The organism is Bradyrhizobium sp. Kon37 (assembly GCF_055807535.1).
The window spans coordinates 1-24,288 of sequence record NZ_JBVVOY010000009.1 but is presented as its reverse complement, the minus strand read 5'-3'; the positions used below and the strand labels follow the sequence as shown (position 1 = coordinate 24,288).

Genomic DNA, 24,288 nt, shown 5'->3' with positions numbered 1-24,288 from the left:
CGGGGTTACTGACCGGACGCCTTGAGCAGGAGGTTGCTCACCTCGCCCGACATCATCAGCCGGTTGCGCCCGGCCTCCTTGGCGGCATAGAGCGCCTGGTCGGCGGCCTCGATCAGCGAGACCACGCCGGCCGTGCGCTCCAGCGCCGGCCGGCAAGCAGCACCGCCGAGCGAAGCGGTGACGCATCCAGCAACATGGTTGCTGGTGTGCACCAGGCCCGCATCACGGATCGCCCGTCGAATCCGGTCGCCGATCAGGGCGCAGCCCGCTGCGTCGGTGTTCGGCAGCAGCATGGCGAACTCCTCGCCGCCGTAGCGCGCCGCCAGATCGCCGGAACGATGCATCTCGGCGGCGATGATCTGCGCCACCTGCCGGAGGCAGGCATCGCCCGCGGGATGGCCGTATTCGTCGTTGTAAGACTTGAAGTGGTCGACGTCGATCATCAGCAAAGAGAGGCTGGAGCGCTCGCGATAGGCACGCGCCCACTCCTCCTTCACTCGTTCATCGAAGCGGCGACGATTGGCAAGCCCGGTGAGGCTGTCCTCGATCGCGAGCGTTTCCAGCCGGGTCTCGAGCTTCTTCTGCTCGGTGATGTCGCGCGAGATCGCGACCACGCCGTCGACGCGGCCATTCTCCTTGCGGGTCACCCGCATGGTCGATTCGAGCCAGACTTCGGCATTCTGCCGGTGCGCGTTGCGATAGGTGACGCGCACCTCCTCCTTCTCGCCGCGTTTCATGGCGTCGACGAGCGCCTGCACCTGCGGCCGGTCGTCCGCGTGAACGCCGGCGAGCGCGAGGGTCCCGATCAGCTGATTGGCGCGCCAGCCGACGACGCCAATCGACGACGGCGAGACATAGCGCAGCCGCTCGTCGAGCCCGATGCGGGTGACCATGTCACTGGAGCCTTCCGCAAGCAGTCGGAAATGCGCTTCCTTCTCGACCAGCGCGGCCGCCATGCTCTGGCCGCGTTGCAACTGCCGCACCAGCACCGCACCGATGATCGCGATCAGCATGACCAGCGCGAGCACGTAGAGCATGCGAGAGGTCGCCGCAGCACGCCAGGGCGCCAGCAATTCGGCCTTGTCGACGGTCGCGAGCAGGACCAGCGGATACCGGCCAGAGCGCTTGAAGAAGCTGACGCGTTCGGCGCCGTCGAGCGGCGACTTGAAATGATAGGCGCCGCCCGGCCGCTGCAGGCTGGCGTCGCGGAACAGCGGCGTATCGGCAACGCTGCGACCGACGAACCTGTCGTTGCTCGGGTTGCGCGCGATGATCAGGCCGTCGCCGTGCGTCAACGCCACCGAGCTGTTGCGGCCGATCTCGAACTGTTCGTAGAAATGCGAGAGATAGTTGGAGCTGATGGTCGCGAGCACCACGCCGCCGAAGCTGCCGTCGGGCTTGTTGAACCGCCGCGACAAGGTGACGACCCATTCGCCGTCGAGCAGGCTCTTCACGGGACGGCCGACATGGGGCTCCCGTTTCGGCGAGAGCTGGTGATAACGGAAGAACGCGTCGTCGTTGAGAGTCGAGCCGATCGTGCCGGGCGAGGTCAACCAGTTGCCGTGTTCGTCGATGATGGCGAGGCTGTGGACACGCTCCATCGCCTTCTTGCGCGCCTCCAGCAGGGTTCTGAGCTTGGCGATCGTGGCCGGCTCGGCGCCGTCCATCTCCAGCCGGCTGACGACACCGACGACGCCTGAGTCCAGCAGATCGAGGCTGTCCTCGGCATGCTGCGTCAGCGAGCGAGCAACATTCGCCATCTCGGTCTCGGCACCCTTGAGCACCGCGTCGCGCGCCGCCCATTCGCGCCAGCCGCTGACGCCGAGGATGGCCACGCAGGTCAGCGCGACGAACGCAGCCGCTCGCAGCGGCAGGCGGCTCCATCCGGCTCTTTGGGTCACAGCGCTCATGCAGCAGAAATCTCCGATCTCCGGAACTTCTGCTGCTTCTGTTATTGAACTCTGAAACGCCGGGATAAATATGCAGTGATGTTACCGGTTTCCCGTAGTCGTACGTACGCCGGAATCGGCGCATCGCTAACAAGGCATTAGCAAACCTATCGGAATCCGGCGCTCCCCGCCTTAGCTGAAGATGGCCTTAACCTTGTCCCAGAGCGAGGGATTGTCGGCCTCCGCATCGGCCTTCGAGGGCGTCGGCTGGGCAGCACTCACGGGATCGGACGCAGGGAAGGTATCCTTCAGACCGGCGTCGAGCTTGGCGTGGCGGTCGGCGGCGAGGGCTTCGTGCAGATCGTCGGCGTGCTTGTCATGCGGCGCGGGGTTGAATGTCTCAGCCATGGTCTCGTCCTCCGTTGGCTGGTCAACGCGGCCCAATTGCGCTTGGTTCCCCTGTTCCGCTTCGGGCCATGGCGGTGTATCAGGAGCCCTAACCATCTTCAGGACCATTCGTGCCCCAGTCTGCGACAAAACCGTTCATCGACGTCCTCTCCGGCCAGCGGCAGGTCATTCCGCCGGTCTGGATGATGCGGCAGGCCGGCCGTTACTTGCCGGAATATCGCCAGGTGCGCGGCAGGGCCGGCGGCTTCCTCGACCTCTGCTTCAACCCGGAGCTTGCCGCCGAGGTGACGCTGCAGCCGATCCGGAGGTTCGGCTTCGACGCGGCGATCATCTTCTCCGACATCCTGGTGATCCCCTATGCGCTCGGACGTTCCGTGCGCTTCGAGGTCGGCGAGGGTCCGCGGCTCGAACCGCTGGATGATCCCGCCAAGGTCGCGACACTGGCGAAGCAAGCCGATTTCGGCAAGCTCGCACCGGTGTTCGAGGCCCTCAAGATCGTGCGCGGGGCGCTCGATCCCAAGATCGCACTGATCGGCTTCTGCGGCGCGCCGTGGACGGTGGCGACCTACATGGTTGCCGGCCAGGGCACGCCCGACCAGGCGCCGGCGCGGATGATGGCCTACCGGCATCCGGAGGCGTTCGCAGCTATCATCGACGTGCTGGTCGAGAACTCGATCGAATATCTGCTGGCGCAGCTTGCGGCCGGCGCGAACGTCTTGCAGATCTTCGACACCTGGGCCGGCGTGCTGCCACCCGCGGAATTCGCGCGCTGGTCGATCGAGCCGACCCGGCGCATCGTCGAAGGCGTGCGCGCCAAGGTGCCGGATGCGAAGATCATCGGCTTTCCGCGCGGTGCCGGCGCGCAATTGCCCGGCTTCGTCGAGGCGACCGGTGTCAACGGTGTCAGCATCGACTGGACCGCGGAGCCGGCCTTCATCCGCGAGCGCGTGCAGAGCAAGGTTGCGGTTCAGGGCAATCTCGATCCGCTGGTGCTGATCACAGGCGGCGCCGCGCTCGACCGCGCGGTCGACAATACGCTGACGAATTTCGCGCAAGGGCGGTTCATCTTCAATCTCGGCCACGGCATCCAGCCGGAGACGCCGATCGCCCATGTCGAGCAGATGCTGAAGCGGGTTCGGGGCTGATTTTTTTGTGCCTGGGGAGCGGAAAAACAAAAAACGCGAAAACAACCCCATGCACAGTAGAGAGGCCACGCCCGATCAATGACTTAGGGCGGACCGAAATCGGGTGCGCTGTCATCGCATCAGGTCGCGCCAACATTTGACGCGTCGGGCAAAACAGGCGCATGATGCCATCATCGCAGCGCTGTCCCCCTCGTCATTGCGAACCTGTGGGAAAGCTTACCGCGGCCGGCTGCGCTCGATGATCTCCGCGGCGCCCCTGGCCAGCAGATCCAGTCCTACCGCACGGCCGAGTTCGCGGGGACGATTGGCGGGCCCCGAACGCAAGGCTTCGATGATGGTGTTGCCGGAGAGATCGAGCACGGACGCGGTGAGCGACATCTGATCGCCCGCAATGGTCGAAAAGCCCGCCACCGGCGAATTGCAATGGCCGTTCAGCACCCACAGCACTTCGCGCTCGGCGTCGGCAGAAGCGTGTGCAGCGGGATCGTCGATTGATGCGAGGATGCGACGCGTCTGCCAGTCCTGTGCCGCGCATTCGACGGCGACGATGCCCTGCCCCGCTGCCGGGAGCATTTCCGCTGCGGAGAATTCGTAGCCGATGCGATGGGAAAGCCCGACGCGGTCGAGGCCGGACCGCGCCATGATGAGCGCGTCCGCAGGTCCCACAGCGCCGCCATCCGGCATGCGCTGCTTCTCGCCATTGTCCAGTTTTCGCACGCGCGTGTCGGCAGCGCCGCGGAAATGGATGATCTCGACATCGGGAAACAATCGCCGCGCATAGGCGGCGCGGCGGACGGCGTTGGTGCCGATCTTGAAACCCTTGCCACGCGATTGGCGCAATGCCTCCAGTGTCACGCCGTTGCGCAGCACCAGCGCGTCGTTGGGAGGGTCGCGGGACAGCGTGGCGCCGATCACGAGGCCGGGCGTGTCTTCGTTGCCGGGCATGTCCTTCAGCGAATGCATCGCCGCCTGGAGCTCGCCCGACAGCACGGCGGCACGGATCTGCGCCACGAAGGCACCGCCCTTGCCACCATGGGGCAACAGCTTGCTGGTCTGGTCGAGATCGCCCGTGGTGTCGAACTTGACGATCTCGACGTCGAGATCGGGCATGGCAGCGGTCAGGCGGCGCGCGATCTCTTCCGTCTGCGCCAGCGCCATCGCGCTCTTGCGTGTGCCGATCTTGAATCGCGTAGCCAAGCCCAAATCCTCTCAAGACGCGAGTTTACCGCGCATCCTCCAATATCATGTCGGAGGCCTTTTCGGCGATCATGATGATCGGCGCGTTGGTGTTCCCCGACACGAGATCGGGCATGATCGAGCCGTCGACGATTCGGAGGCCTTCGAGGCCCCTCACCTTCAGCCGCTGATCGACCACCGCGAGCGCATCATTGCCCATACGACAGGTCGAGGTCGGATGGTAGATGGTGCTGCCCCGCTCACGGCAATAATCCAGCAGCTCGGCATCCGTGGACACCTTCGCTCCGGGATCGTATTCGTCGACCACGAACGGCTTCAGCGCCGGTGCATGCAATATCTTGCGCAGGATCTTCAGGCCTTCCACGTTGGTGGTGCGGTCGGTCTCGGTCGACATGTAGTTGATGCGGATCTCCGGCGGCACTGTCGGGTCGGCGCTTTTGATGCGCAAGGACCCGCGGCTTTCGGGACGGAGTTGGCATACCGACGCGGTGAAGCCGGAGAAACCATGAAGCTTCTCGCCCATCTTGTCGGTCGAGAACGGCAGGAAGTGGACCTGGATGTCGGGCGAGGCCAGCCGCGGACTGGTCTTGAAGAAGGCGCCCGCCGTGCCGGCCGCGATCGTCAGCCAACCTTTGCGGAACAGCGCATAGCGCGCGCCGGCCATGGTGCGGCGGAGCGGGTGATTGACGGTGTCGTTGAGCGTGATCTTCTGCGAGCAGCGCATCACGATGCGGACCTGCATGTGATCCTGGAGATCGTGCCCGACGCCCGGCGCGTCCAGCACGACATCGATGCCGTGCTTGCGCAGGAGGTCGCCGGGTCCGACGCCGGAGAGCTGGAGCAGCTGCGGCGAATTGTAGGCGCCGCTCGACAGCACGACCTCCTTGCGCGCACGGGCGCGGCGCAGCGTGACGCCCTGACGATATTCAACGCCGACCGCGCGGCGGCCCTCGAACAGCACGCGCTGGCCGAGCGCGCCAGTCTCGATCTTGAGATTGCCGCGGGCCTTGGCGGGGCCGAGATAGGCCACCGCCGTCGAGGCGCGGCGGCCGTTGCGGGTCGTGGTTTGGAACAGGCCGACGCCTTCCTGCGTGGCGCCGTTGAAATCAGGATTGTAGGGCAGACCGGTCTCGACCGCGGCGTCCATGAAGGCCTTCGACAGCGGATCGGTCACCACCATGTTGGACACCGGCAGCGGGCCGCCGCTGCCGTGATATTGATCGGCGCCGCGCGACTGGTTCTCGGCCTTCTTGAAATAGGGCAGCACGTCGTCATAGCCCCAGCCGGCGTTGCCGCGCTGACGCCATCTGTCGTAATCCTCGTGCTGACCGCGGACATAGAGCAGGCCGTTGATCGAGCTCGATCCGCCCAGCGTCTTGCCGCGCGGCTGGAACACCTGGCGGCCCTTCAGCTCGGGCTCCGGCTCGGTCTGGTACATCCAGTTGACGGTCTTTTCCTTGAACAGCTTGCCGTAGCCGAGCGGCACGTGGATCCAGATGTTGGAATCCTTCGGGCCTGCCTCGAGCAGCAGCACGCTGTGCTTGCCGTTGGCCGACAGCCGGTTGGCGAGCACGCAGCCGGCAGAGCCGGCACCGACGATGATGTAGTCGAATTCAGGATCGGAGGGCATAAGGGAAGAAGTTGCGTTCATGCGCTACTGTTCTTTTTGTTGGTGTGGGCGTTTCCAATCATCACTTAGCACGATCATGCAGCGACGCGCAGCGCCTCGACCAGCGACCTGAACGCACGGGCATATTCCGCACCCGCCCTTGCGATATCGGCGCGTCCGGCGCAGGCGACCGCGGCCTCCGTCACCGCCCCGAGCAGCAGCCGGGCCAGCGGCTCGACCGGCTGCCGCGCGATCAGGCCGGCCTCCATCGCCGCCGCAATCGCGCGCGGCAGCTTGCCCCCGAAATGTTTGGCGTCGATCTCGCGCCAGCGCTCCCAGCCGAGCACCGCCGGGCCGTCGCGCAGGATGATCTGGCCGGTCGGGCCTTTGGCGGTCGCGGCGAAATAATGCTGGGTGCCTGCGACCATCGCGGCAAGCACGTCCTTCTCGGCGCGGGCCGTGCTGTCGATCTCGGCAACGAGGTCGCGCGAGACCTGGTCGAACACCACTTCGAACACCGCCTCCTTGGTCTTGAAGTGATGATAGACCGCGCCCTTGGCGACGTGGGCGGCTTCGGCGATCTCGTCCATCGTCGTCGCGGCAAAGCCTTGCGTCCCGAACAGGCGGCGCGCCGCCGTCAGGATCGCCTCCGATGTCGCAGCCCGCCGCTCCGCCTGTTTCGCCATGGCTCTGCTGTAGTCGAAATGGACCAGGACAGCCAGTTGACTTTTCGACCGTCGGTCGGTATTTACCGACTAATAGTCGGTTTTACTCGTGAGGTGCGCCATGCCGAGCCGTGATGTCGTCGAAGCTTTTGCCAAACGATTAGAGGACGGGGATTTCGTCGGGGCGATCCTCGACTACTACACGCCGGACGGCGCCACCTATGAAAACCAGGCCGAACCTCTGGTCGGACGCGACAAGCTCGCGGCCAAGGAGCGCGGCGTGCTGGCAGCCTCTAGGGAGGTCAAGGCGGTGCGCATCGGGCCGAGCCTGATCGAAGGCGATCATGTCGCTACGCGCTGGAGATTCAGCTTCACCAACGCCGAGGGCATCATCCGAACGTTGGATGAGATCGCATGGCAGACCTGGCGGGGCGATCAGTTGATCGAAGAACGTTTCTATTACGATCCGAAGCAGTTGGGGCGGTGATGCCTAAAGCACAGCTGTCATCGCCCGCGAAGGCGGGCGATCCAGTATTCCAGAGACGGCAGTGATTCCTCGATAGGCTGCGGCGTACTGGATGCCCCGCCCCAGTGCGCAAGTGCGCACAAGGCGGGGCATGACAGCGGAGTTGGTTGTGAGCATGCTCCTGCCGCGACGACGATGACGACCGCGCCTCGCATTTGTATCGATTTGTTATCGATACAATATCGCGAACACGCAGAAGTGGTCACAGCAATCGTCGCAAGCTCAGATCATTCATAGTTCGTCAAAGGTTTGCAGCGAATTCTCCGGACCGGGCCGGACAAGCGGCCCATGCTGCTAGGCTCTGGAATGCGGACTCAAACGACCAGCTATTTCGCGCGGCTGTTCGCCGGCGATCTGTCGGCCTTTGGCGGTCCCGTAACCGACGAAGCCGTCGCCGGCCATATCCGCGCCGAACAGATGTCGCTGGTGCTCGGCTATTCGGTCGGCATCATGCTGGCCAATGCCTGCAACGCCGGGGTACTCGTCGTCGCGCTGTGGCATTCGCCGGACTTGAAGCTGGCCTTGATCTGGGCCGCCATCGTGGCGGGCGCCGCGATCGCGTTCGGCCTGCAATCCCATGCCGCGCGCCGCATCACCAAACCGCAATTCGTCTCGCGCCGGGCCATGCATCGGCTGGTGCGCAATGCCTTCATCCTCGGCGCCGCCTGGGGCACCGTTCCGGTCGCATTCTTCGCCGATGCCTCAACCGGCGGGCAGCTCGTCATCACCTGCCTTTGTTCGGGGATGCTGGCGGGGGGCGCGCTGGCCTTCGCCACCATCCCGATCGCGGCGATCGCATTCACGGCCCCGATCTTCGCTGGCATCGCGATCTGCCTCGGCAGGAATGGCGATCCGGCGTTTCTGCTGATCGCCTTCCTGGTGGTGGTCTACGGATCGGTGCTGCTGCGCAGCGTGTTCGTCAATTCGATCGCGTTCGCACGGCGCGTGATACGGCAGATCGAGGCCGAACGTACGGTGCGGCAGGACCCGCTGACCCATCTGCCCAATCGCGTCGCGTTCAACGAAACGCTCGATGCCGCCTTGAAGCGGCTCGCTCTGTCCGGCGAGGAATTCGCGGTCCTTCTGCTCGATCTCGATCGTTTCAAGGAGGTCAACGACAAGTTCGGCCATCCCGCCGGCGACGAGTTTCTGGTCCAGATCGCGAGCCGCCTGCAACGCTGCACCCGCGCGGCCGAGCATGTCGCACGCATCGGCGGCGACGAGTTCGCGCTGGTGATGGCCAATCTGGCGCGCCCCGAGGATGCGCTCGAGATCGCCGAGCGCTTCGTCGCGGCCTTCGATGAACCGTTCCAGATCGAGGGCCGCCAGATCGTCGGCGCGACCAGCGTCGGCATCGTGCTGGCGCCGCGCGACGGCAGCACGCAACTCGACATCATGAAGAACGCCGACACCGCGCTCTACCGCGCCAAGAAGGCCGGACCCGGCACGGTGTGTTTCTTCGAGGAGGCCGACGACCGCTCGTCACGCGACCGCAAGGCGCTGCAATCGGATCTGGAAGGCGCCATCGCCAGGGACGAGCTGTTCCTGGTCTTTCAGACCTTTCTCGACCTCGGCGGCAACCGCATCACCGGGTTCGAGGCGCTGCTGCGCTGGCAGCATCCCCAGCGCGGGCTGGTGCCGCCGAGCGAGTTCATTCCGATCGCCGAGGAAACCGGGTTGATCCACGAGATCGGCGAATGGGTCGTCCGCCGCGCCTGCGCGACGGTTGCCGAGTGGCCCGAAGAGATCAGGGTCGCGGTGAATTTCTCGGCCGCGCAGTTTCACAACAACGGCCTCCTCCAGATCATCGTGCAGGCGCTCGCGGAGGCGAAGATCGCCCCGCACCGCCTCGAGATCGAGATCACGGAATCGATGCTGCTGTCGAAATACGCCTCCGCCGCGTCGGTCCTGAACGCGCTGCTGGAGCTCGGCGTCACCGTGGCGCTCGACGATTTCGGCACCGGCTTCTCCTCGCTGACCTATCTGCGCAAGCTGCCGTTCAGCCGTATCAAGATCGACCAGTCCTTCATCCGCGATATGCTGGTGCAGCCGGACTGCGCCGCGATCGTGAAATCCGTGATTGGGCTCGCGCGCGACCTTCGCATCGGCGTGGTCGCCGAAGGTGTCGAGACCGCCGACCAGCTCGAATATCTGCGCCAGGTCGGTTGCGACGAAGTTCAGGGTTATCTCATCAGCCGGCCGGTGTCGGCGGATGGCGTCCTGGCGCTGCTTGATCCGAAGAAGTTGCGGGCGACCTACGCGGCGTAGGCGAGCAGAATCGGCCGGCATACGGCCAAAGTGATGCGATTGACCCATTTGACACCGGCCGATCGCAGCCGACGTCCGGTTGGCACGAGGTTTATTTCACAACCAGATGCTTCGTGGGTGCTATGGCGGCAGGCGCGGACGGGGAAATGGTGAACGTCAGCCAAGTATTCCATCCTGACGGACGGTTGGCTGCACCGAATTCGCCGTATCCCCTCAGACCAAGGAAGCCCTGCATGTCTGCGACCGGGAAGCTGTACCCGATTTGCGGACCGGCACCGAAAACGCGTGACCTGAAACCACCGAGGATCGGGTTCTGGCCGGAATCGTCGGTGATTTGCTGGTAGGCGTATCCGACAATGCCGACGAAAAGCTGCTTCGTTAGGTAGTGCGATGCGCCCCAGTCGAAGTGGAAATCGATGCCGCTCCGGTACTGGGTGTCGGGATTCCTGAAATTGTAGGTCAGGCCGGCGACGCCCGAGATTTCGTTTCCTGCCGCCGGGTCGAAATAGGTATAGCCGCCCCCAATGTCGATCGCGCCGTGCCCGAGCCCGATATTGGGAATCCGCGTCGGATCATAGTCGCCGACGGGAACATTGCCCGTGACGTAAGCCATGTAATTGTCGACGCCATGGTTCCATAGCAGTTCCGCGAACGGTGCGAGGTCGCCGTAGGAGGTAAGCGATCCTTCCAGCATTCCGGTGCGCGTCACCACAATCGGTCCGGCTATCGCAGTCAGCGTTCCGGCGATACTGGTGGCGGCTCTGCCGTACTGGCCCGATATGCCTACGACCAACTGGCCGCCAAGCACCGCCGTCGCGAATGTATACGATGGCGTAAGGGCGACCAGATCGGCGCGCCCGCTCAGACTCAGATTCAAATTTACATTGACGTTCGCGGGAATTTTGCCGGCCAGGATCTCTTTGGCTGCAGCAGCACTCCCAGCGGCGGCGACGCTGGAATGGTAATCGATCACGCTGAGCGCCCAGCCCGGTGTCTGCTGCATGGCGGCGAGACTCGCAAACTGACCCGGAAACCAGAATGAGCTACCGCCCTGGTCGGCATGCGAAACATCAGCGCAAAGCACGAGAGCAGCCACCGCTGTCGCATAGTTGATGACGCAGCTTCCCGGCTTGTTTGATCTCATTGCAAACCTCTGGGCGGCATTTGCAACCAGTGGCGGGCTACTGCAAAGCGCCCCGCGAACCGCGGAGCCTTAAGTTACGACGGGCATCCAATACTAGGGCACAAGCAGCGTCCAAATCCGTGACAGAATGGTAACAGCGGCGGATATTAGTATTACGGCGACGACGCAGTCTCGGCTCGACCAAGAGTGCCGGCCCCCGAACAGGGCGGACAAGGCCTGCCTTCGTGGGGTAAGCGTATGAGGAGACGCCCTACCCCCCTCAGACCGCATCCACTCGCAGCAGTGTGTCAACCGTGATGGTGCCCCGCGCGCGGGAGACGCAGGCGCAGATCTTCTGGTTGCTTTGCTTCTGATGGTCGCTGAAGAAGACGTCGCGATGATCGATCTCGCCATCGACGGCGACCACGTCGATGGCGCACAGGCCGCATTCGCCGCGCTTGCAATCGTACATGACGTCGTGGCCGCTGGCGTTGAGGACATCCAGCATCGAGCGCTCGCGTGGGATCTCCAGCTCGACATCGGAGCCTTTCAGGCGCACGCGAAATGTCTCGGTCGGCAGCGTGCCGCTCGAACCAAAAGTCTCGTAGCGAAGATCGGGAAGCGGGTGGCCGGCGCCGATCCAGGCGTGGCGCGCGGCATCCAGCATCCGCATCGGGCCGCAGAACAGCGCCAGCGTGTCTTTGGGCACTGAGGCGAACAGGGCGTCGAGATCGAGCCGCTTGCCCTCATCGCTGGCGTGAACGACCAGGCGGTCACCCAGCGTTGCGGCGAGATCGTCGAGATAGGCGGCCTCAGCGCGCGAGCGCACCGCGTAATGCAGCGTGACATCGACGCCGCGCCGCGCCAGCGCCTGCGCCGCACCGAGGATCGGCGTGATGCCGATGCCGCCGGCGATCAGGCAGTAGTTTGGACGCGCCCAATCGACCGCGAGCAGCGAGGCGGGCGTCGTGATGTCGAGCCGCGCGCCCGGTTGCAACGACCACATATAGCGCGAGCCGCCACGCGAATCCTCGGCGCGGCGCACCGCAATCCTTAAACCCTGCGACGACGCTTCCCCGACCAGCGAATAGGACCGCGTCTCCGGCTGCCCGTCGATGGTGACGCTGATATTGATGTGGCTGCCGACCGGATAGGCGGCGCCATCGAACTGGTCCGGCCGGATCAGGAATTCGCGGATGCTCGGCGCAAGATCGCGCCTCGAGACGAGTGTCGCCGGAATCCAGGTTTCGATGAAGCGCATGACACTCCCCTCAATCGGTTGCGGTCTTGATCAGCGCAAGCGCCGGCAAGAGGTCGAGATGGGTCCGGTTGCGTAGCGCAAGCCGCAAATTGCGCACCGCGAGCCGCGCATGCTCGCGCATGACCGCTTCGGCGCGGGCGCCTTCGCGGTTCTCGATGGCGTCGATCACGACGCGGTGGTGCTCCTGCCCGATGATCAGGATCTGCTGCGCCTCGGGCAGCGCCGACTGTGCCATCACGAAACCGCTCGGGGATGCAAACGGCAGCGACGAGGCGCGGTCGATCTGCCGGATCAGCGGCGGGCTTCGCGACAATTCGGTGAGCAGGGCGTGGAAGCGCGCGTTCAGCGTGACATAGGACGAGAACGCATCGACCGAGATCGGGACCTGGCGCAACAGCTCGTCGATCGCGGCGAGGCACTCCTTCAGCGGCTCGAGCTCGCGCGCGGACACGCCGCGCTCGGCGGCAAAGCGCGCGGCGAGCCCCTCCAGCGTGCCGCGCAGCTCGATGGAATCGGAGATGTCGCGCTCGGAGAACGCCTTCACCATGAAGCCGCCGGAGGGAATCGCCTCCAAGAGGCCCTCCTCCTCCAGCCGCACCAGCGCCATGCGCACCGGGGTGCGCGAGGCGCCGGTCGTCTCCACCGCCTGGAGCTCGGAGATGCGCTCGCCCGGACGCAACGAGCCCGACAGGAGCTGATCGCGCAGCGCGAGCTGCGCCTTCACCGTCTGCGAGACGGAGCGGTCGACCTCACGCTCGGCCATGTCGGCTTACTCCGCGGCCTGGAGGTGCTGCGGCGGGTTTTCCTTTGCCACCATCTTGTCGATCAGCTTGCGCGTCCACATCGCGCCGGCGTCGATGTTGAGATTGTAAAAGATGCGATCCGGGTTCTCGTCCATCGCGCGCTGCTGCGCCTCGAGGATCAGCTCGTCCTCGTGGAAGATGCCGGAGACGCCCTCGCGGATCTCGGAGGTGATGCGCTGCTCGCCGAGCTGATAGTTGCGCACGAAGGCCCAGAAATAGTGGCAGGTCTTCTCGGTCTCCGGCGTGATGGTGTTGAGCACAAAGCCGTTGACGCCCTGCGAGCGGTCGCCTTCGGGCGCGCCGGTGCCGGTTGGCGCCACGCCGACGTCGATGGCAATGGTGCACGGCGCCTCGAAGCGAATGATCTGCCAGCGGTCGACGAGACCGGATTTGCCGAGCTGTTTCGCCCAGAACGGAGGCGCCTCGATGCCGCGCATCCAGCGCGTCACCGTCACAGTCTTCTCGCCATGGGTGACGTCGAACGGCGCCTCTGCGACCGCCTCGTTGCCGATGGACGAGCCGTGCACGAACGTCTCGTGGGTGAGGTCCATGAGATTGTCGAGCACGAGGCGGTAGTCGCAATTGACGTGAATGGTCTTGCCGTCGCCGGCCCAGGCCGGGTCGTGATTCCAATGCAGGTCAGGCACCAGCGCGGGATCGGCCAGCGCGGGATCGCCCATCCAGAGCCAGATGTAGCGGTGACGCTCGACCACGGGATAGGCGCGCACGCAGGCCGACGGGTTGATGGTCTCCTGCGAGGGCATGAAGGTGCAGCGCCCCTGCGCATTGTATTTCAGGCCGTGATAGCCGCAGACGACGGTGTCGCCTTCGAGCCGGCCCTTGGACAGCGGCACCAGGCGGTGCCAGCAGGCATCCTCCAGCGCAGCCACCGAGCCATCGGCCTTGCGGTACATCACGACGTGCTTGCCGCAGATCGTCCGCGGCAGCAGTGCCGGCTTCACGTCGGCGTCCCAGGCGGCGGCGTACCAGGCGTTCATCGGGAAGGGTTTTGTCACCGGTCTCACTCCCAAGGCTAGTGGATACGTTATGTATACAATAGCGCAGGAGTGGAATGGTTCAAGGCCGAATTTGCCCTACCAAAATACCGTTATTCTTGTTCCGGTATACAGACGAGATATTGTCCCAGCGGCGCACCCGCAAACTCGTCATGCCCGGGCTTGTACGCGGGTAGGCGCCCGCGTCGGCTACGCCCCGAACACCTTCGCCAACCCCACCTGAGCCTCCTGCTGAATCGCCTTCAGGTGCTCGGGGCTGCGAAAACTCTCCGCGTAGATCTTGTAGACGTCCTCGGTGCCTGACGGCCTCGCGGCGAACCAGCCGAAATCGGTTTCGACCTTGATGCCGCCGAACGGCTGGCCGTTGCCGGGTGCCTTGCTCAGCGTGGCGCGGACGGGATCGCCGGCGAGATCCTTCAGGCCGAGCTGCTCGGGCGTGACGGACTTCAGGATGTTCTTCTGCGGCGTGGTGGCGGCGACGTCGATGCGCGCGTAATGGGGCACGCCGAACTCGGCGGTGAGGTCGTTGAAAAGCTGGCTCGGATCGCGGCCGGTCTTCGCCATGATCTCGGCGGCGAGCAGGCCGAGGATGATGCCGTCCTTGTCGGTGGTCCACACCGTGCCGTCGCGGCGCAGGAACGAGGCGCCTGCACTCTCCTCGCCGCCGAAACCGAAGCCGCCTGTGAGCAGGCCATCGACGAACCATTTGAAGCCGACCGGGGTCTCGACCAGCTTGCGGCCGAGTTTTTTCGCGACGCGGTCGATGATCGAGCTCGACACCACGGTCTTGCCGATCGCGGCGTCCTTGCCCCAGTTCGGGCGGTGCGCGAACAGATAGAAGATCGCGGTCGCGAGGTAATGGTTCGGATTCATCAGGCCGCCGGTGCGCGTCACGATGCCGTGGCGGTCCGCGTCGGTGTCGTTTGCAAACGCGACGTCGAAGCGGTCGCGCATCGCGATCAGGCTCGCCATCGCGTAAGGCGAGGAGCAGTCCATGCGGATCTTGCCGTCCCAATCCACCGTCATGAAGCGGAACGTCGGGTCGATCGCCTCGTTCACCACGGTCGCCTTCAGGCCGTAGCGCTCGATGATCGGATGCCAGTAATGCACGGCGGCGCCGCCGAGCGGATCGATACCGATATTGACACCGGCGGATTTGACCAGGTCGAGATCGACGACGTTGCCGAGATCGGCGACATAGGGTGTGACGTAGTCATAGGCGTGGACGTTCGCGGCTTTGCGTGCCCTGGCGTAGTCGATGCGGTTCACGCCCTTGAGGCCGTCGGCGAGATAGGCGTTGGCGCGCTTCTCGATCACGGAGGTCGCATCGGTATCCGCGGGTCCGCCATGCGGCGGATTGTATTTGTAGCCGCCGTCCTCGGGCGGATTGTGCGAGGGCGTGACGACGACGCCGTCGGCAAGGCCCGAGCTGCGGCCCTTGTTGTAGGTCAGGATCGCATGCGAGATCACCGGCGTCGGCGTGTAGCCGCCGTCCTTGTCGATCATGATGTCGACGCCGTTGGCCGCGAACACCTCGACGGCGCTGACCAGCGCGGGCTCGGCCAGCGCATGGGTGTCGATGCCGATAAAGAGCGGACCGGTCAGCCCCTTTTCACGTCGGTAATCACAGATTGCCTGCGTCGTCGCGAGGATATGGCCCTCGTTGAAGCTGGTCTTGAACGAGGTGCCGCGATGGCCGGAGGTGCCGAACGCCACCCGCTGGGCGGGATCGGCGACGTCGGGCTTGCCGGCGAAATAGGCCGTCACCAGCCGCGGAACGTTGGTGAGCGCGTCCGGCGAGGCCTGCTTGCCCGCCGCGGGATGAACATCAGCCACTGGATATACCTCGTCCTGTCGTAGAATTGCGCGATACCATAGCATCGGCCAAGCCCCCGCCAAGGGCACAACACCCGCGATGGGGCGGCCGTTCCTGAGATCATGCTATGGTCTTTCGATCGGGGCTTTTCGAGTCGGGGCATGACGCTGTTTCAGAGGCTGTTGGTTGTTCTGATGGCCTGGCTTGCGACGGCTGGCATCGCGCCCGATGCGGTGGCCGCGGAGTTCTACACCGAGGATTTGCGTATCCCGATGGCCGAGGCCGGACCGCAGGGGCTGGAGGCGTTCCTGGTCCGGCCGGCCGGGACCAGGCGCTATCCGCTCGCGCTGCTCAGCCACGGCTCACCGCGCAGTTTCGACGATCGCGCGACGATGTCCGCGCACAAATATTACGGCATCGCTCTCGAATACGCCCGGCGCGGCTTTGCCGCGCTGATCGTGATGCGGCGCGGCTACGGCACCTCGCCCGGCGGTCGCGTCGACAGCGTCGGCGGCTGCGCCAATGCCGCTTACCTGCCGGCGGCGGCGGTCGCGGTGGCGGATTTGCGCGCGGCGATCGAGGCGATGGCGCGCAGGGCCGACGTCACCACATCAGGCATGATCGCGGCCGGCCATTCCGCCGGCGGGTTCGCCACCGTCGCGTTGACCGCGCAGGCGCCAGCGGGTCTCGTCGCCGCGATCAGCTTTGCCGGCGGGCGCGGCTCGCGCGACGACGACGACGTCTGCAATCCGAACGGGCTGGTGCAGGCCTTCGCCACGTTCGGCAAAACCTCGCGCGCGCCGATGCTGTGGGTCTATGCCAGCAACGATTCCTACTTCGGTCCCGAACTCGCGCGCCGCCTTCATGACGGATTTCGCGCCAATGGCGGCAATGCGAAATTCATCGCAGCGCCGCCTTATGGCGACGATGGCCATTATCTCTATTCGGTCGCGAGCCGTCCGCAATGGACGCCGTATCTCGACGCCTTCCTGCGCGAGCGAGGTCTCGGCCACGATGTCCTGAGCCCGCCCGATCCGCTCCCGCCGCCGGGCCAGCTCAGCGAGGCCGCGCGCGCCGAGTTCGCGCGCTATCTCGCCAGCACGATGCCGCACAAGGCTTTTGCGGTGTCGCCGAACGGCGGTTACGGCTGGCGTTCGGGGCGCGCGACCGCCGACGACGCCCAGCGCGATTCACTTGGCGCCTGCACAAAATGGTCACCCACCTGCACGCTCTATGCGGTCGACGACAAATTGGCCGGGGCTGCGCCAAGCACATCAACCGACCAGAGCTCGCGGTCGCGATAGCTTCAATGCGCCGCTGGCCGCCCGCGCCGTCCGAGCCGGACCGCGCCCCGGGGCCGCCAGAAAATCGGTTGTTAACTCGAAAGAGATAATACGTCTCCATGCTGCGGGATCGAACACACGTCAATGCCCGCGCGACGTGGACACACGTTGCGATCGCTGTGCTTTGGTTGGCGTCCACCTCCGTGCACGCTCAGAACGAGGTGGCACCGGCGTTGGCGGCCGGCGGTCACAATGCAGATCTCGGCGCCGGAGAGACGCCGGCATCGCGGGCAGCGATTCGAAAAATCATCGAAAGAGAAACGGCCAAGACCGATCTGCCCGCCGACGTCGCCGAGGCCGTCGTCTTCGTTGAAAGCGGATACAATCCGGCCACCATCGGCACCGTCGGCGAGATCGGCCTCATGCAGGTTCGGCCCGAAACGGCAGCGATGCTCGGATTTCGGGGAAATAACGCAGAGCTCGCAGAGCCCGATATCAACATCCACTACGGCGTTCTGTATCTGAGCCGCGCATGGCGCCTGGCAGGCGGGGACCTTTGCCGCGCCCTGATGAAATATCGAGCCGGTCATGACGAGGAGTCCATGACTCCGCGCTCCCAGGTCTATTGTCATCGCGCCCGCAACCGTCTTGTCTCCATGAACTCGACGAGTGTGGGAAACCAGGCTGCGGCCGTCCCAGATGTGGCACCGGCACCAACTACGCCGCCCGCCATCTCGAAGTCAGCGCACCATCAGAAGTCAGCACACAGCCAAAAGAGACCGGCACAGCCGAAGGAGATTTACGCGCGGTACCGCCAAGGCACGGCCGCAGCGAGCAGGGCATATTGGGCAGCACAGGAAGCCCGGGTCCGCCTCATCAAGGCTCGCGTCGAAGCCAAGTGGAAACGGGTCGCATCACGCCAATAGAATTAGAGTTGCTGCCTTGAGACGAGCAGCGGTTGGACGAACGACATTTTTGAAACCGAACTTTGAAACCGAACCTGAATAGAGATCATGCACAATAGTTTGAGAGTTTTGTTTGCAATCGTCGCGACTGGCGCCGTGGCCTTGTCGGCCTTTCTCGCGATTCGGTTCCTGGTCGGTTTCAGTGGCTGAACCCGATGGCGCCGCCGGCACCATTTCGTGCTGCGCCCGAGTCTAGAGCCGCTCGCTCAGCGCGAGCTTGTAGCCGACGCCGGTGACGGTGGTGATGACGGGCGTGCCGCTGCCGACGAGCTTGCGGCGCAGTCTCGCCACCAGGGCATCGACAGTGCGGATGTCGACCTCGGCCTGGCGGTTGCTGACGACCTCGATCAGATAGTCGCGGCTGAGCGGCCTGCCGTCGGCACCGACGAGCGCCGCGAGCAGGTCGAATTCGGCCCGCGTCAGCGCCACCGGCTTGCCGTCGCTGCCGAGCAGCTCGCGCCGCGTCAGGTCGATGATCCAGTCGCCGAACGCGATCGAATTGTGGGTGCGCGCCGCCTTGCGGTCGATCGAGCGCCGCCGCAGCACGCTTCGCGCGCGTGCGAGCAGATCGCGCAAATTGATCGGCTTGGTAACGTAGTGGTCGCCCGCGATCTCGAGGCCGAGGATACGATCGACGTCGGTGTCGCGGCGGGTCACGAAGATGATGCCCGCATTGCTGGTCGCCTGGATCTCCTTGGCGAGATCGAAGCCGTCGCCGTCGGGCAGCTGCAGGTCGAGGAAGACGAGATCGGTCCGCGTCCGCAGCGCCTGGCGGCATTCGGCGCAGGAGCCGGCGCCGACCACGTCGAAATTGTTCTCGCTGAAATAACCGACCAGCATCGTCCGCGTCACCGGATCGTCCTCGACGACGATCAGTCGCTCGCGGCCAGCGACACGCAATTCCTGACCTGCGGAATCAGCCACGATGTTGGATGTCCTGTGTGCTTGCGGGCCGACCTGGAAGCTCAGGTCGCCGAGCGCGCCGTCCTGTGAACGTACATTCACGACTGTTCGAGCCCCCTCGAATTGCCTGCTGCAATACTAGGCGCGTTAGCGCGCCCAAACAACATTGGTCACGATCCAACTGGATTAAGTATGAATTGGCCCACACTTCTCATCTCGCGCAGCATGTTCGGGAGCCCCGTACGAGCGGCTGTTGTGCGAGCTGAAGCCCATCCCGCGGCCGCTTGCCACGCCAAGAACTTCAAATCTACTGTGGCGCCCCGAAAAGTCTGTCCCAGGAGGCGGCGCCATGGAAGTCATCCTGCTCGGCACCGGCGGCCCGCGCCCAGACCCGCGCCGCATGGCGACGACCACGCTGATCAGGCTCGGCGAGGAAAACATCCTGATCGACGCAGGCCGCGGCGTCATGGTGCAGCTCAGCAAGGCTGGCGTGCCGCTCGGCTCCATCAATACGGTCTTTCTCACCCATCACCATTTCGACCACATCGGCGACCTCTACGACGTGATGCTCAATTCATGGTTGCACGGGCGCAAGGACGATCTGCGCATCTATGGTCCGCCGGATACCGAACGGCTCGTCAATACGCTGGTCACGCAGGTCTACGACAAGGACATCGCCTGGCGCGATCAGGGCGAGCCGAGCTTCGGCGGCTGGAAACCAGTCGTCGCGACCGACATTATACCGGGCCTCGTTCTCGACACCGGGCGCTGGAAGATCAGCGCCGAACTCGTCTCGCATGGCGACGGCCTCGACATGTCGCCGGCCTTCCTCGCACGCTGGATGTGTCTCGGCTACCGCTTCGAGGCCGAGGGCAAGGTCATCGCAATTTCGGGCGACACGGTGCCCTGCCCCGGTCTCGAGCGACTGGCTGAGGGGGCCGACTTGCTGGTCCAGTGCTGCTTCCTCGCCACACCGGAGATCGACAACGAGCACCTGCGCCGGCTTGCGAAATTCACGATCGCCTGCGGCGATACAGTCGGCAAGGTCGCGGCTAATGCCGGCATCAAGAAGCTCGCGCTGACACATCACCGGCCTCGCACCGACGATTCCATGCTGAACGCGCTGCTTGCGGACGTCAGACGGGACTATTCGGGTCCTGTCGTGCTCGGCGAGGATCTCACGCGGATCGAGGTCTGAGAACTCGAGATGCGCGAAGACCGTCCGACCTCAGGACGATCCAACCTCAATCCGAAATGACAATTGCTCTTCCGTCCCGGGCGCGATGTGCATCAGACCCGGCTTGTCAGTGAATTCGCCGTCGAAGCCGGCGGGACTGGCATAGCCGCGCCAGGGCTCGATGCAGAGGAACGGCGCGCCCGATGGTTTCGACCAGACGCCGAGCTCGCGAAAGCCGCGCCATGACATTTTCAACCACGGCCCGGTGGAGGCGCCCTGCTCCACGGCATAGCGGACCGAATTGCTCGCGATCCGATCGAAGATGATTGCGTCGTCGACGAACAGGGATTCGGACAAGGGCAACACGGAGCCTTGGATCGGGCTCGGCTGCGTTGCCGGGCGCAGCAAGCCGCCGTCGAGACGGCGGACGGGCGATGGCTCTGCGTCCGCGAAGCTCAGCGCGTAGCTCTCCTTCGCCAGCCCCGGTTGGAGCGGCCAGTTGAAAGCGGGATGGCCGCCGAGCGAGGCCGGCAATATCTCCTTGCCGGTGTTCGCGATCACGAGTGAAAGATCGAGACCGGATTCGTCGAGCGCATAGGTTGCCGTCAGGCGAAACGCGAAGGGGTAGAGCGCGCGCGTCGTCTCGCTGTCTTCGAGCGTCAGGACACAGCGACTTTCGCCACGTTCCACCCACGCAAAGCGGCTGTCACGCGCGAAGCCGTGCTGGGTCATCCGGTAGGTCCTGCCCCGGTGCCGCAATTCGTCATTGGCGAGGCGCCCGACGATCGGAAACAGCAGCGGCGCATGGCGCGGCCAGGCGGGCTCCGCCTGCCAGACGAACTCGATGCCGGCATCGCTCGCCAGCGAACACATCTCCGCGCCTTGCGCCTTGATGGTCGCGGTGAGCCCGCCGCTGCGGATCGTGTGCGTGGCGTCGGTCATGACCGTCCTCATCGGAAGCCAAGGCTGATGAACGAAATGCTCGCCGGCGAGCAGCATACCACACTGAAGACTATTCCGTCCGCTCCTCATTGGGGAAGCGACGCTCAACTCCGCATTGTCCGGCCGAGCTTAAGTTTAGCTTGGGACGACCGTCAGACGCTCTCATAGACGAAGCCGTCGCATGTCGTCGGTATCCGGCTTGAAGGTGAGCCGAGCACGGCGGTGGTCTTGCCGCGCCAGTGAGCCGCCGAGGGCCTGGCTCACTTTTCGCGCCATCGCGCGCTTGCGGTTCTCGTTGACCGCGAGGACAATGCAAGGACACGTCGTGATTTTTCGCGATCTTGATCAGCGCCTTCGTGTCCTTCGGAGAGCACGACCGCCGAACCCGGGACCTGCATGCGAATTTGGCGCCGACGCGGTTTTCCAGGCCGATGCCGCGCGCGACCTCCTGCACGTTGGCGCGGACTTTTCGGAGACGTCTGCGGAGTTCGTTGATGAAGGTGATAGTCGCGACGAATGCGTTGGCGGCGTATTTGATCATCTCGGCGGTGCGGCGTTCCGTAAACATCAGCGGCGCCTGGTTCAGCGAGAGCGGCCCATAGTTGTCGCTCATCACCTTGCGGCCGCACTCGTCGGCGGTGCCGAGGACGATGCGGTCGGGGAACTTGAAGTCGCCGATCACCGCGTGAACAACGTTAGGCATCCGGGTAGCCATTCTGCCTGTTGCAAGCGCGACGATCGCGGTTGTAGGCGATCACACCGGCCGTATGACCGTAGAACTGGGTAACTACCTGGCCGTGGCTGTAAGCCTGCTGTGCGCAAGCAACATATGGTTTATTGCTCGTCCAGTCATATGGTCCAGCACTTGCAGTGGAGACTGAGCCTACGGTCGAAACGATTGCGGCTTGCAGTTGCGCCGCAGATGGCGCTGGTTGGTACACCGCAACGCTAGTGGAGCGCGGACAGAGGTTACGATTGGCCCCTTCGGACACGCGCCCTCGGCGGTAACCGGCATGATCGAGATCCGAATTGAGAGCGTTCTTGTCTTGACCGAAGACGATGATAACCTGGAGGAGATCTCTGCGCGCACTTCACCAGGGCGACAGGCCGGCCGATATGGCGCAATAGCACCGAAATCCCGCGGTGATGGCGGATGGGCCTAGCCGACTTAATCCGTTTTGAACACAACGCCGATGCGAGTTTCGCTGCACCAAACCAGACGACAATCTCTGATGATACGGTCTCTTTCCAACATCATCTTGAATGTGGCACGCATATGCAACTTCGTCTGCAACTCGATCCCCGCCCCGTCCTCCGAGATGTTGAACACGCGGCAACGTTGGCTGCCGCCATCTCCAAAAATGTAGGCGGCTAAGTCGACCTCCGCACGGTCGATCTTCCGGCGATCCGACATGGTTATCATTGGGTCGGCGAGACCGGCTCGTTTCCTTCATGAGCCGACGTTATTTCGAGCAGCCTGAATTGCCTCGCGATCCGTGTCGCCAAATGCGATCGCTCCCTGGCTAGCTCTCTTTGGCACTCGGACACGTCATGTCCATCCTCTTCAAGAACCTCGATCAGAACTGTTTGATCCCGAACATAGATCGCCATGTCTGCGATCTCTCGCGTCAAAACAGCCAGTTCGTCATCATTATCTGAGGCCACGGCAATCTCATATATACAAATGGTGAGGCTAGGAAGCCTCCATCTTAAATGCATGATACCTTACAGATGGTTAAGCGTACGCCATGGATCGCCCTAGGTGCGTTACCTAGTTCGGCTCTGGCCACGCAAGCTGACATTGCGAACGCAGCTTCGGCGCTTGATGCGCAGATGCGCAACACGCCGGATCAACAGATATCGCTGACCGACCCGGATGCCTGTTCGATGGCCACCAGCGGACGCGTGTCGTCGGCTACAATGTCCAGGTCGCGGTGGACACCGAACACCATCTGATTGTTACGCATGAGGTCATAAACGTCGGCAACGACCGTGGGCAGCTTGCTCGGATGTCGAAGAAATCCAAAGAAGTGCTCGAAGTGGACAAACTCGAGGCGGTCGCCGACCGTGGCTACTTCGACGGAGAGGAGATATTGGCCTGCGAAGAGGCTGGCTTTGCAGTCACGCTGCCCAAGCCCGTCACTTCGAACGCCAAGGCGGAAGGTCGGTTCGGCAAACAGGACTTCGCCTACCCGCCTGATGAGGACGTCTACCGCTGCCCGTCCGGCCAGCTGCTGCCCTATCACTACACCAACATTCCAGAGACGGCTCGATTCCAATCCCGACGCCATGCGGACGCGGCGCGAGACGGTCGAGCATCCCTTCGGCACGATCAGAGCCCGTATGGGTGCGACCCACTTCCTGATGAAGCGCCTACGGAATGTTGCCGCTGAGATGGCGCTGCATGTTCTCGCCTATAACCTCACCCGGGCAATGAACATCGTCGGCAAACCGCGCCTGATTGCAGCCATTTGCGCCGCCTGAAGGCCAGAAAGTGCCTCCAAAAGCGCAATATCGCGTCGCGATAACCACTTTGACCGGTCATTGGACGCTCCGACGCGATGCATCCGATTGGCGACCACGGCCGCTTGCCGACCTATTCGTTTGCACACACCCAAGACCCAAAGAAACATCGCACCAGGTGACGGCGAAAAGGCCCTTATTCTTTAGCTTTGACATCTGATCGGTGGCTTAGCGAGCTCGCACTTAGCAACGGTGGCTGGATCGGCCGCGCCCCCACGGACCACCATCTCCCCAAGCTCTTCGAAAGAGCCATCTTGGCGGGTGGCGACACTGTCACAGGAACGCGTCGCGATCTTGTCTGAGGTTACTGCCGATGTGTGGCACGCCCGGAAGGAACAGGTAGGTGCCACGGGTAGCTCAAAAGCGTTCCTTACCGACCTGTCCAGTCGCATTCGCCGATCGTTTAGGCGAGGGAGTCGTTTCCCTTGGGCTCTTGCAAGAATCTAGGCATGTGTCCGCGGTCGCGCGGGGCGGGGCGTTCGGATGGGTCGCGGCCGACCTTGGATTGAAGCTCGATGAGATCGGTGAAGACATCGGCCTGGCGGCGCAGCTCGTCGGCGATCATCGGTGGCTGGCTGGCGATTGTGGAGACCACTGTGACCCGCACGCCGCGGCGCTGAACGGCCTCGACCAGGGAGCGGAAGTCGCCGTCACCCGAGAACAGCACCATCTGATCGATGTGCTCGGCGAGTTCCATCGCGTTCACGGCGAGCTCGATGTCCATGTTGCCCTTGACCTTGCGGCGGCCGGAGGCGTCGATGAACTCCTT

The 24,288-nt window shown here is 64.0% G+C and carries 22 protein-coding genes; 7 read left to right on the top strand and 15 right to left on the bottom strand.

Annotation, left to right across the window (positions count from 1 at the left end):
* Positions 1–5 precede the first annotated feature (5 nt).
* A complete protein-coding gene (locus AC0L3J_RS18605) occupies positions 6–1,910 on the bottom strand; it encodes a sensor domain-containing diguanylate cyclase (protein WP_473348049.1) in 1,905 nt (634 codons plus the stop codon).
* Positions 1,911–2,081: 171 nt separating this feature from the next.
* Positions 2,082–2,297 (bottom strand): hypothetical protein, encoded by a 216-nt coding sequence (locus tag AC0L3J_RS18600; protein ID WP_007595236.1) that lies wholly within the window; start codon positions 2,295–2,297, stop codon positions 2,082–2,084.
* 110 nt (positions 2,298–2,407) lie between these two features.
* On the opposite strand from AC0L3J_RS18600, the gene hemE reads away from it, so the two are divergent.
* Positions 2,408–3,442: a uroporphyrinogen decarboxylase gene (hemE, locus tag AC0L3J_RS18595; protein ID WP_473348048.1), complete on the top strand. Its 1,035-nt coding sequence runs from the start codon at positions 2,408–2,410 to the stop codon at positions 3,440–3,442.
* A gap of 216 nt (positions 3,443–3,658) precedes the next feature.
* Here hemE and hemC read toward each other — a convergent pair whose 3' ends face one another.
* From hemC to AC0L3J_RS18580, 3 genes are read right to left on the bottom strand one after another with little or no spacing between them, the layout of a single operon-like run.
* Positions 3,659–4,639: a hydroxymethylbilane synthase gene (gene hemC, locus AC0L3J_RS18590; RefSeq protein WP_473348047.1), complete on the bottom strand. Its 981-nt coding sequence runs from the start codon at positions 4,637–4,639 to the stop codon at positions 3,659–3,661.
* A 25-nt stretch (positions 4,640–4,664) separates the two neighbouring features.
* Entirely contained in the window at positions 4,665–6,290 is a 1,626-nt protein-coding gene (locus AC0L3J_RS18585) for a GMC family oxidoreductase (RefSeq protein WP_473348046.1), read from the bottom strand.
* A gap of 53 nt (positions 6,291–6,343) precedes the next feature.
* Positions 6,344–6,934, bottom strand: coding sequence for a TetR/AcrR family transcriptional regulator (locus tag AC0L3J_RS18580; RefSeq protein ID WP_473348045.1), 591 nt, complete (start codon positions 6,932–6,934; stop codon positions 6,344–6,346).
* A 100-nt stretch (positions 6,935–7,034) separates the two neighbouring features.
* Here AC0L3J_RS18580 and AC0L3J_RS18575 point away from each other — a divergent pair, with 100 nt between their 5' ends.
* Positions 7,035–7,400 (top strand): nuclear transport factor 2 family protein, encoded by a 366-nt coding sequence (locus AC0L3J_RS18575; RefSeq protein WP_473348044.1) that lies wholly within the window; start codon positions 7,035–7,037, stop codon positions 7,398–7,400.
* A gap of 345 nt (positions 7,401–7,745) precedes the next feature.
* Positions 7,746–9,707 carry a putative bifunctional diguanylate cyclase/phosphodiesterase gene (locus tag AC0L3J_RS18570; RefSeq protein ID WP_473348043.1) on the top strand — a complete coding sequence of 654 codons (1,962 nt, stop codon included), beginning with the start codon at positions 7,746–7,748 and terminating at the stop codon, positions 9,705–9,707.
* Between the two features lie 91 nt (positions 9,708–9,798).
* On the opposite strand, the gene AC0L3J_RS18565 is transcribed toward AC0L3J_RS18570, so the two are convergent.
* The 5 genes from AC0L3J_RS18565 to pgm form a co-directional block, all read right to left on the bottom strand.
* Positions 9,799–10,851: a SphA family protein gene (locus AC0L3J_RS18565; protein ID WP_473348042.1), complete on the bottom strand. Its 1,053-nt coding sequence runs from the start codon at positions 10,849–10,851 to the stop codon at positions 9,799–9,801.
* A 259-nt stretch (positions 10,852–11,110) separates the two neighbouring features.
* On the bottom strand, positions 11,111–12,091 hold the full coding sequence (locus AC0L3J_RS18560; protein WP_473348041.1) for a PDR/VanB family oxidoreductase: 981 nt from the start codon (positions 12,089–12,091) through the stop codon (positions 11,111–11,113).
* 10 nt (positions 12,092–12,101) lie between these two features.
* Positions 12,102–12,854 (bottom strand): GntR family transcriptional regulator, encoded by a 753-nt coding sequence (locus AC0L3J_RS18555; RefSeq protein WP_473295037.1) that lies wholly within the window; start codon positions 12,852–12,854, stop codon positions 12,102–12,104.
* A 6-nt stretch (positions 12,855–12,860) separates the two neighbouring features.
* Positions 12,861–13,910, bottom strand: coding sequence for an aromatic ring-hydroxylating dioxygenase subunit alpha (locus tag AC0L3J_RS18550; RefSeq protein ID WP_247816936.1), 1,050 nt, complete (start codon positions 13,908–13,910; stop codon positions 12,861–12,863).
* Between the two features lie 189 nt (positions 13,911–14,099).
* Complete coding sequence (gene pgm / locus AC0L3J_RS18545) at positions 14,100–15,746, bottom strand: phosphoglucomutase (alpha-D-glucose-1,6-bisphosphate-dependent) (RefSeq protein ID WP_473348040.1); 1,647 nt, start codon at positions 15,744–15,746, stop codon at positions 14,100–14,102.
* A 141-nt stretch (positions 15,747–15,887) separates the two neighbouring features.
* Here pgm and AC0L3J_RS18540 point away from each other — a divergent pair, with 141 nt between their 5' ends.
* Both AC0L3J_RS18540 and AC0L3J_RS18535 read left to right on the top strand, forming a co-directional pair.
* A complete protein-coding gene (locus AC0L3J_RS18540) occupies positions 15,888–17,030 on the top strand; it encodes an alpha/beta hydrolase family protein (protein ID WP_473348039.1) in 1,143 nt (380 codons plus the stop codon).
* A 98-nt stretch (positions 17,031–17,128) separates the two neighbouring features.
* A complete protein-coding gene (locus AC0L3J_RS18535) occupies positions 17,129–17,935 on the top strand; it encodes a transglycosylase SLT domain-containing protein (protein ID WP_473348038.1) in 807 nt (268 codons plus the stop codon).
* Positions 17,936–18,166: 231 nt separating this feature from the next.
* Here the strand turns inward: AC0L3J_RS18535 and AC0L3J_RS18530 are convergent, their stop codons facing one another.
* Positions 18,167–18,979, bottom strand: coding sequence for a winged helix-turn-helix domain-containing protein (locus tag AC0L3J_RS18530; RefSeq protein WP_473348037.1), 813 nt, complete (start codon positions 18,977–18,979; stop codon positions 18,167–18,169).
* Positions 18,980–19,226: 247 nt separating this feature from the next.
* Here AC0L3J_RS18530 and AC0L3J_RS18525 point away from each other — a divergent pair, with 247 nt between their 5' ends.
* Entirely contained in the window at positions 19,227–20,075 is an 849-nt protein-coding gene (locus AC0L3J_RS18525; RefSeq protein ID WP_473348036.1) for an MBL fold metallo-hydrolase, read from the top strand.
* Between the two features lie 30 nt (positions 20,076–20,105).
* Here AC0L3J_RS18525 and AC0L3J_RS18520 read toward each other — a convergent pair whose 3' ends face one another.
* The 3 genes from AC0L3J_RS18520 to AC0L3J_RS18510 form a co-directional block, all read right to left on the bottom strand.
* Positions 20,106–20,996, bottom strand: a complete 891-nt coding sequence (locus tag AC0L3J_RS18520) for an aldose 1-epimerase family protein (protein ID WP_473348035.1) — start codon at positions 20,994–20,996, stop codon at positions 20,106–20,108.
* A gap of 70 nt (positions 20,997–21,066) precedes the next feature.
* On the bottom strand, positions 21,067–21,699 hold the full coding sequence (locus tag AC0L3J_RS18515; RefSeq protein WP_473348034.1) for a hypothetical protein: 633 nt from the start codon (positions 21,697–21,699) through the stop codon (positions 21,067–21,069).
* A 465-nt stretch (positions 21,700–22,164) separates the two neighbouring features.
* Positions 22,165–22,410 carry a PilZ domain-containing protein gene (locus tag AC0L3J_RS18510; protein WP_027516316.1) on the bottom strand — a complete coding sequence of 82 codons (246 nt, stop codon included), beginning with the start codon at positions 22,408–22,410 and terminating at the stop codon, positions 22,165–22,167.
* A gap of 578 nt (positions 22,411–22,988) precedes the next feature.
* Here AC0L3J_RS18510 and AC0L3J_RS18505 point away from each other — a divergent pair.
* The gene (locus AC0L3J_RS18505) at positions 22,989–23,480 is read left to right on the top strand and encodes a transposase (protein WP_371259991.1); all 492 of its coding nucleotides are present in this window, start codon (positions 22,989–22,991) and stop codon (positions 23,478–23,480) included.
* A gap of 442 nt (positions 23,481–23,922) precedes the next feature.
* Here the strand turns inward: AC0L3J_RS18505 and AC0L3J_RS18500 are convergent.
* The coding region (locus tag AC0L3J_RS18500) for an NYN domain-containing protein (RefSeq protein WP_473348033.1) at positions 23,923–24,288 on the bottom strand (366 nt) is incomplete at its 5' end.